Below are 8,236 nucleotides of genomic sequence, written 5' to 3'. Positions count from 1 at the left end.
CGGGGATGACACAAGCAAGAAGCCCAAGTTGCGCTGTGTCCTCCTCGGTGGACTGCCGCTTGCCGGCTCCGCCGAAGGGCACCCGCTGCGCGGGGAAGGGTGGCTGCTTGGTGTTTGGTTAGCCGACGGCGGTGCCGGGGAGGGTTATCGAGATGGGGGTTACGCCGGCGATCTTGCGCCAGCGGGTGGCGCGGATGGCTGATGTTGTCAGGGCGTCCAAGGCTGTCTTGCGGAGGTCGGCGTCTTCCGTGCGTTCGATCACCCCGCGCCATGCCACGCAGCCGTCCGTCTCCACGGCGATCAGGGCCGCGATGGCCGAGGCCGCGCTGTCCACCGGGGCCGGGGGGAGGTAGGCCGGAGCAGGGGGTCGGGGGGTTGCGCCCTTGTCGCGTAGCCAGCGTTCTGTGGTGTCGCGGCGGGCTCTGTGGGCCAGGGCGCCTTCCTCCACGGCTGCGGCCTGTTGGGCTGCGAAGGCGCTGACCAGGCCGTATGTCCACACTGCCGCGTGTTCGGCGGCTAGGGCGTCCTGTACTGCGTCCACGCTCACGACAGGGCCTCCAACAAGCTTGCGCAGCCGGCCGACACCGACGCCACCAAGCCCGCTCGGTGTGTGGGCACGGTGGGGGCCAGGTCGGCGGCCTGTTTCTGTGCTGCCCGCAGGGCCGTCACCAGCTGGTCCCTGGTCGCGCCTGCTGGGGGTGTGACGGACGTGGGAGTGGTTGCCGAAGGGGAGGACGTCGTGGGGACCTTGGGGGTTGCTCGGTCGATCTCGGCTGCCAACTTCGCCGCGTGTTCGGTGCGGGCCGCTGCTGTTTCCGGGGCTCCTACGGCTGTGGCCAGGGCCGCGTCCGAGCGGGCCGTGCGGAGGAGGTCCTCCAGGGCGTCCGGGGGCGGCGGGGGAGGCGGGGGTGTGGTGCACGCAACCGCCAAGGGCGCGGTGGCCGCCGCCACCAGCACGCCGCGCCTGCTGAGCGCCGTTCTTCCGATCACGCGTCCCGATCCTGCCAGAGGCGTCTTGATCGCCTCTGCGGCGTGCGGAGGCGCGGAGACGAGATAGTCTGGGCGACCAACGGCCGGCGGGGTGCAGCGTCGGCCGGGGTCGCCGTGCCCTCTGCACTCGAAGCTCTAAGGAGTCACCAACGTGTCCAGCCCGCCGCGCGGAGATCTCGCCGCGCAGCTAGCACCCGTCGTGCGGGAGGCGGTCGAGGCCATCGGCTTCGACCTCGAGACGCTCGACGTGAACCAGGCTGGGCGTCGCCGGCTGGTGAAGGTCGTCGTGGACGGCGACGACGGGGTCGGATTGGACGAGGTGGCGCAGGCCAGCCGCGCCGTGTCCGCCGCCCTCGACGCGCACGAGCACCTCATCGCGGGCCCGTACACGCTCGAAGTGACCTCGCCGGGCGCCGACCGCCCGCTCACCAGGCCGCGCCACTGGAAGCGCGCCCGGCTGCGCCTGGTCAAGGTCAAGCAGCCCGATCAGGTGGAGTGGTTCGGCCGCGTGGGCGAGGCCGACGACACGGGGGTCGTGCTGCTGGTCAAGGGCGAGCTGCGCCGCGTCGAGTACAAGACGATCGAGCGCGCCGTCGTGGAAGTGGAGTTCAAGCAGCCGCCCGTCGAGGAGCTCGCGCTCCTGGAAGGCCGCGCGCCGAAGGAGGAGTCGGAGTGAACGTCGACATCGCCGCACTGCGGGCGATCGAACGGGACAAGGACATCCCCTTCGACACCGTGCTGGAAGCCATCGAGACCGCCCTGCTGACCGCGTACAAGCACACCGAGGGCCACAGCTCGCACTCGCGGGTGGAGATCGACCGCAAGACCGGTGTCGTGCGCGTGCTCGCCCAGGAGATCGGCCAGGACGGCCAGGTCCTGGAGGAGTGGGACGACACCCCCGAGGGCTTCGGCCGCATCGCCGCCACCACCGCCCGCCAGGTCATCCTCCAGCGCCTGCGCGACGCCGAGCACGAGCGCACCTTCGGCGAGTTCTCCGCGAAGGAGGGCGAGATCATCGGCGGTGTCGTGCAGCGCGACGCCCGCGCCAACGCGCGCGGCATGGTCGTGGTGCAGATAGGGGACACCGAGGGTGTGCTGCCGCCCGCCGAGCAGGTGCCCGGCGAGGCCTACGAGCACGGCTCGCGCATCAAGTGCTACGTGGTGGGCGTCTCCCGTGGCGCGCGCGGCCCCCAGATCACCCTGTCCCGGACCCACCCGAACCTGGTGCGCAAGCTGTTCGCGCTGGAGGTCCCGGAGATCGCGGACGGCACCGTGGAGATCCCCGCGGTGGCACGTGAGGCAGGTCACCGTTCCAAGATCGCGGTCCGCTCGACCGTCGCCGGCGTCAACGCCAAGGGCGCGTGCATCGGCCCGATGGGCGCCCGGGTGCGCAACGTCATGAGCGAGCTGGCGGGCGAGAAGATCGACATCATCGACTTCTCCGAGGACCCGGCCACGTTCGTCGGGAATGCCCTGTCACCTGCGAAGGTTGTGTCTGTGCGGGTGGTCGACGAGCGGGCCAAGACGGCGCGCGTGGTCGTGCCGGACTTCCAGCTCTCCCTCGCCATCGGCAAGGAGGGGCAGAACGCCCGGTTGGCCGCCCGGCTGACGGGGTGGAAGATCGACATCCGCAGCGATGTGGCGGGTGCCCCGACGGGCGCCACCACATCCGGTTCGGCTGATTGAGCGGCAGGAGATAGACTTCTCAGTGGTTCGACGTCGGGGATCGGTTTTCACGCACAACGGCCCGGTTCGTACGTGCATAGGATGCCGCGCCCGGACGTTGCCCTCCGAGTTGCTGCGCGTCGTGGTCGTGGACGGGGCCGTGGTCCCGGACGCGCGTCGACGGCTGCCCGGTCGGGGCGCTTGGCTGCACCCCGATCCGAGCTGCCTCCGCGACGCAGAGAAGCGGCGGGCGTTCCCGCGGGCCTTCAGGGTCCCGGGGCCGCTCGACGTGGAACGCGTGCGCGGGCACCTCGCACAGCAGGAGCACCAGGTCCAGGGATCGACCCTGGACCGCCAGGAAGCAAGGAAGCAGGTCGACCCGTCATGAGTCAGCCGTGAAGCTGAAGACATGAACGCGCGACGTTAAGACGAGGTCGACGGGACTGCCGCCGGCCTCATCACCAGAGGAGTGCAGTGGCAGGCAAGGCCCGTGTGCACGAGCTCGCGAAAGAGCTCGGTGTCACTAGTAAGGAACTGCTCACGAAGCTCGCCGACCAGGGCGAGTACGTGAAGTCCGCGTCCAGTACCGTCGAGGCCCCCGTGGCCCGACGGCTGCGTGACGCCTACGCCGCGAAGTCAGAGGCGAAGCCCAAGCCGGCCGGCGCGCGCCCCGCGCCGCCGAAGCCGCAGGCGACCGCGGCCCCGTCCCAGTCCACGACCGACGCGAAGCCCGCGGCACCGGTCGGCAAGCCGGGCCCGCGCCCGGTGCCCGGCCCGAAGCCGCAGGCCCCCAAGCCCGCGCCGAAGCCGGCTCCGGCCGCCCCGGCCCCGGTGGCGCCCGCCGCCCAGGCCCCGGCTGCCCAGGCTCCGGCCGCCCAGGCTCCGGCTGCCCCGGCCGCGCAGGCCCCGGCCGCTCCGGCCGCGTCCACCCAGGCCCCGTTCCAGGCGCCGGCCCCGCAGCAGCAGGGTCCGAAGCCCGGTAATGCGCCGCGTCCCGGCCCGCGTCAGCAGCCGGCCGCCGCGCAGGGCGGCTCGTCCGTCGTGCCGCCGAAGCCGCAGGCCCCCAAGCCCGCGGGTCCGCGCGCGCCGCGTCCGGGCAACAACCCCTTCGGCGTGGGCGGCGGTGCTCCGGCTCCGCGTCCGGCCCCGCCGCGTCCTTCCCAGCCCGGTCCCGACCGCGGCGAGCGCGGGCCCAAGCCCGGCGACCCGCGTCCCAGCGGGCCTCGTCCCGGCGGTGACTCGCGTCCGGGCGGTCCCCGTCCGGGTGGCGGCGCCGGTTCCGGCGGTCCGCGCCCGAACCCGGGCAACATGCCGCCTCGGCCGAACCCGGGCATGATGCCCGGTCGTCCGTCCGGCCCGCGTCCCGGTCCCGGCGGTGGCGGCGGTGGCCGTCCCGGCGGCGGCCCCGGTGGCGGCGGTCGTGGTCCCGGTGGCGGCGGCGGTCGTCCCGGCGGTGGCGGCGGTGGCGGTGGCTTCCGCGGCGGTCCCGGTGGGGGCGGCGGCGGTGGCGGCTTCCGGCCCGGCGGTGGCGGTGGCGGTGGCGGTGGCTTCCGCCCCGGCGGCGGTGGCGGCGGCGGTGGCGGTGCCCCGGCCGGTGGTGGCGGCTTCCGCGGTGGCGGCGGTCGTCCCGGTGGCGGTGGCCCCGGCGGTCGCGGTGGCGCGGCCGGCGCGTTCGGTCGTCCGGGTGGTCCGGCGCGCCGTGGACGCAAGTCCAAGCGGCAGAAGCGCCAGGAGTACATGGACAACATGCAGGCGCCTTCGGTCGGTGGCGTCCGCCTGCCCAAGGGCAGCGGCGAGACCATCCGCCTGCCGCGCGGCGCCTCGCTGACCGACTTCGCCGACAAGATCAACGCCAACCCGGCTTCGCTGGTGCAGGTGCTGTTCCACCTCGGCGAGATGGTCACCGCGACGCAGTCGGTGTCCGACGAGATCCTGGAGCTGCTCGGCTCCGAGATGAACTACAACGTGCAGGTCGTGTCCCCCGAGGAGGAGGACCGCGAGCTGCTCGAGACGTTCGACATCACCTACGGCGACGACGCCGGTGGCGAGGAGGACCTCCAGGTCCGCCCGCCGGTCGTCACCGTCATGGGTCACGTCGACCACGGCAAGACGCGCCTGCTGGACACCATCCGGAAGGCGAAGGTCGCCGAGGGCGAGGCGGGTGGCATCACCCAGCACATCGGCGCCTACCAGGTCCGCACGGAGCTGGAGGGCAACGAGCGCCTCATCACCTTCATCGACACCCCGGGTCACGAGGCGTTCACCGCCATGCGTGCCCGTGGCGCGAACTCGACCGACATCGCGGTGATCGTGGTGGCGGCCGACGACGGCGTCATGCCGCAGACGGTGGAGGCGATCAACCACGCCCAGGCGGCCGACGCGCCGATCGTGGTCGCGGTCAACAAGATCGACAAGGAGGGGGCCAACCCCGCCAAGATCCGCCAGCAGCTCACCGAGTACGGGCTGGTCGCCGAGGAGTACGGCGGCGACACCATGTTCGTGGACATCTCGGCCAAGCAGGGCATCAACATCGACGGCCTGCTGGAAGCGATCCTGCTGACCGCCGACGCCTCGCTGGACCTGCGCGCCAACCCGGAGATGGAGGCGCAGGGCGTCGCCATCGAGGCGCACCTGGACCGCGGTCGCGGCCCGGTGGCCACGGTGCTGGTGCAGCGCGGCACGCTGCGCGTGGGCGACTCGATCGTGGCGGGCGCCGCCTACGGTCGCGTGCGCCGCATGGTGGACGAGCACGGCGTGGACGTCACCGAGGCGTACCCGTCGCGTCCGGTGCAGGTCATCGGCCTCACCTCGGTGCCCGGCGCGGGTGACACGTTCCTCGTGGTCGAGGAGGACCGGGTGGCCCGGCAGATCGCCGAGCGCCGCCAGGCCCGCAACCGCAACGCCATGAACGCGGCCAAGCGGAAGCGCGTCAGCCTGGAGGACCTGGACGCCGCGCTGAAGGAGACCAGCCAGCTCACGCTGATCATCAAGGGTGACAACTCGGGTACCGTCGAGGCCCTGGAAGACGCCCTGATGAAGATCGAGGTCGGCGACGACGTCGAACTGCGGGTCATCCACCGCGGTGTCGGTGGCATCACCGAAGGCGACATCAACCTCGCCGTCGCGGGTAGCGCGATCGTCCTGGGCTTCAACGTCCGGGCCGAGGGCAAGGCCACCGAGCTGGCCAACCGCGAGGGCGTCGACGTCCGCTACTACACGGTGATCTACCAGGCGATCGACGAGATCGAGCAGGCCCTCAAGGGCATGCTCAAGCCGGAGTACGAAGAGGTCCAGCTGGGCCGCGCGGAGGTCCGCGAGGTCTTCAAGTCCTCCAAGGTCGGCACGATCGCGGGTTGCCTCGTCATGTCGGGCGAGATCCGCCGCAACGCGCGGGCTCGTCTGCTGCGCGACAACAACGTCATCCAGGAGAACCTGCCGATCAGCTCGCTGCGGCGGTTCAAGGAGGACGCGACCGAGGTCCGCGAGGGCTTCGAGTGCGGTCTGACGCTGGGCAACTACTCCGACCTGAAGGTCGGCGACGTCATCGAGACCTTCGAGATGCGCGAGAAGCCGCGCGTCTGATGTCTCACGGCCGCCGGGGGCTCCTCGCGAGGGGAGCCCCCGGCACCACCAACGGTGATCACACTTGTACGTAGGTGCCCTTGAGCTGGACGTGCTGCTCGGCGACGTCCACTCGTTGAAGCAGAAGCGGTCCGTGGTGAAGCCCGTCGTGGCCGAACTGCGGCGCAGGTTCGAGGTGTCCGTCGCCGAGGCGGGCCACCTGGACCTGCACCGCCGGGCGCTGATCGGGGTCGCGGCCGTCGCCGCCGACGCCGAACACGTCCGGGACGTCCTCGCCGCGTGCGAGCGGCTCGTCGCGGGCCGCCCGGAACTGGAACTTCTCTCCGCCCGCCACCGGTTGGTCGGGCCGGAGGACGACTAACGGCGGCTCCTCGCCTCGTTCGAGGACTGCCGGTGTGTGAAGGAGGGAGCGCCGTGGCCGACCAGGCACGCGCGCGCAAGCTGGCCAAGCGGATCTCGCAGATCGTGGCCTCCGCGCTCGAACACGAGGTGAAGGACCCGCGCCTGGCCCGGGTGACCATCACCGACACGAAGGTGACCGGAGACCTGCACGACGCGACGATCTACTACACCGTGCTGGGCGAGAAGCTCGACTCGGAACCGGACCTCGCGGGCGCCGCCGCCGCCTTGGAGAAGGCGAAGGGCGTCCTGCGGACGATGGTCGGCCAGCAGACCGGCGTCCGCTTCACGCCGACCCTGTCGTTCGTCACCGACACCGTCCCCGACACGGCCCGCCACATGGACGAACTGCTGGCCCGCGCCCGCGAGGCGGACGCGGAGGTGGCCCGCCTGGCTTCGGGCGCCGAACCCGCGGGCGAGGCGGACCCGTACAAGCCCCCGCGCGAAGCCGAGGAAGCCGACTAGCGTTCCAGTCGTGTCCACTGACCTGAACGCCCCCCTGCGCGCCGCCGCGAAGACCCTGACCGAAGCCACCGACGTGACCCTCCTGGCCCACGTGAACCCGGACGCCGACGCGCTGGGCAGCGCCTTGGCCCTGGGCCTGGTCCTGCACCGGATGGGCAAGGAGGTCCGGGTCTCGTTCGGCGCACCCGACGAGGTGCCGGAGACCCTGCGGGAACTGGACGTGGCCGGCTTGCTGGTCCCGGCGTCCGCGGTGCCTGCGGCTCCCGAGGTGCTGGTGGCGCTGGACACCGGCTCGGTGAAGCGGCTGGGTCCGTTGGCCGATCGGGTCCCGGCGGCGGGCGCTGTGGTGGTGTTGGACCACCACGTGTCCAACCCGGGGTACGGGACCGTGAACGTCATCGACGACACCGCTGAGGCGACTGCCTTGGTGGTGTTGCGGTTGCTGGACGAGTTGGGCGTTGAGCTGGACGAGCCTGTCGCGCGGTGTGTTTATGCGGGGTTGGTGACCGATACGCGGTCGTTCCGGCATGCGTCTTCGGAGACCCATTTGGTCGCGGCTCGGTTGTTGGACGCCGGGGTGGACGCGGAGGCTGTGGCGCGGCCTTTGATGGACTCCCACCCGTTCGGGTATTTGGGGATGCTGGCGAAGGTGCTGTCACGGGCTTCGCTGGAGCCGGAGGCGGCGGGTGGCATGGGATTCGTGCACGCTGTGGTGACCTTGGAGGACGCGGATGGATTGCGTCCGGAGGAGGTCGAGAGTGTGGTGGATCTGGTGCGGACCACTGCCGAGGCCGAGGTTGCTGCGGTGTTGAAGGAATTGCGGCCGGCTTATTGGTCGGTGTCTTTGCGGGCTGTTTCTCGGGTGGATGTTCGGGAGGTGGCTCAGTTGTTGGGTGGTGGGGGGCACCGGTTGGCGGCTGGGTTCACGGCTCGGGGTGAGGCTGAGGACGTGCTGGCCAACTTGCGGCAGGCTTTGGACACCATCACCAAGGCCTGACCGGCCCCAGCACACCGAGCCGAAGGCACTACGCCCGCGCACCAGCCTGCCTTCGCCCGCAGGGCGCTACGCGCCGAAGGCGCGAGCCGAAGCGGCTAGCGACCACGGGAAGGGCCTCGGTTTCTTTCCCCGTCCGGC

9 protein-coding genes are annotated in these 8,236 nt (G+C 71.6%); 7 read left to right on the top strand and 2 right to left on the bottom strand.

The genetic code is table 11. From position 1 onward, the window contains the following. Positions 1 to 118 precede the first annotated feature (118 nt). Together WBN91_RS38095 and WBN91_RS38090 are read right to left on the bottom strand one after the other, a co-directional pair. Positions 119 to 547: a ferritin-like domain-containing protein gene (locus WBN91_RS38095; RefSeq protein WP_337729174.1), complete on the bottom strand. Its 429-nt coding sequence runs from the start codon at positions 545 to 547 to the stop codon at positions 119 to 121. Continuing rightward, the gene (locus WBN91_RS38090; RefSeq protein WP_337729173.1) at positions 544 to 990 is read right to left on the bottom strand and encodes a twin-arginine translocation signal domain-containing protein; all 447 of its coding nucleotides are present in this window, start codon (positions 988 to 990) and stop codon (positions 544 to 546) included. The genes WBN91_RS38095 and WBN91_RS38090 overlap by 4 nt, the downstream gene beginning before the upstream one ends. A gap of 151 nt (positions 991 to 1,141) precedes the next feature. Here WBN91_RS38090 and rimP point away from each other — a divergent pair, with 151 nt between their 5' ends. From rimP to WBN91_RS38055, 7 genes are all read left to right on the top strand, one after another. Continuing rightward, entirely contained in the window at positions 1,142 to 1,666 is a 525-nt protein-coding gene (gene rimP / locus WBN91_RS38085; protein WP_337729172.1) for a ribosome maturation factor RimP, read from the top strand. After that, a complete protein-coding gene (nusA, locus tag WBN91_RS38080) occupies positions 1,663 to 2,676 on the top strand; it encodes a transcription termination factor NusA (RefSeq protein WP_337729171.1) in 1,014 nt (337 codons plus the stop codon). The genes rimP and nusA overlap by 4 nt, the downstream gene beginning before the upstream one ends. A 97-nt stretch (positions 2,677 to 2,773) precedes the next feature. Continuing rightward, positions 2,774 to 3,043, top strand: a complete 270-nt coding sequence (locus WBN91_RS38075; RefSeq protein WP_443217868.1) for a YlxR family protein — start codon at positions 2,774 to 2,776, stop codon at positions 3,041 to 3,043. An 86-nt stretch (positions 3,044 to 3,129) separates the two neighbouring features. After that, entirely contained in the window at positions 3,130 to 6,237 is a 3,108-nt protein-coding gene (infB, locus tag WBN91_RS38070) for a translation initiation factor IF-2 (protein WP_337729169.1), read from the top strand. 64 nt (positions 6,238 to 6,301) lie between these two features. After that, positions 6,302 to 6,598 carry a DUF503 domain-containing protein gene (locus tag WBN91_RS38065; RefSeq protein WP_041315031.1) on the top strand — a complete coding sequence of 99 codons (297 nt, stop codon included), beginning with the start codon at positions 6,302 to 6,304 and terminating at the stop codon, positions 6,596 to 6,598. Between the two features lie 53 nt (positions 6,599 to 6,651). Further along, entirely contained in the window at positions 6,652 to 7,101 is a 450-nt protein-coding gene (rbfA, locus tag WBN91_RS38060; protein WP_337729168.1) for a 30S ribosome-binding factor RbfA, read from the top strand. Between the two features lie 10 nt (positions 7,102 to 7,111). After that, positions 7,112 to 8,098: a DHH family phosphoesterase gene (locus WBN91_RS38055; RefSeq protein WP_337729167.1), complete on the top strand. Its 987-nt coding sequence runs from the start codon at positions 7,112 to 7,114 to the stop codon at positions 8,096 to 8,098. Positions 8,099 to 8,236: the final 138 nt, after the last annotated feature.

The sequence above is a fragment of the Saccharothrix sp. CCNWYY140 genome (assembly GCF_037401995.1).
Classification (GTDB): Bacteria; Actinomycetota; Actinomycetes; order Mycobacteriales; family Pseudonocardiaceae; genus Actinosynnema.
Note: the sequence above shows the minus strand (reverse complement) of the source record. Positions and strands in the feature narration are given on the sequence as shown.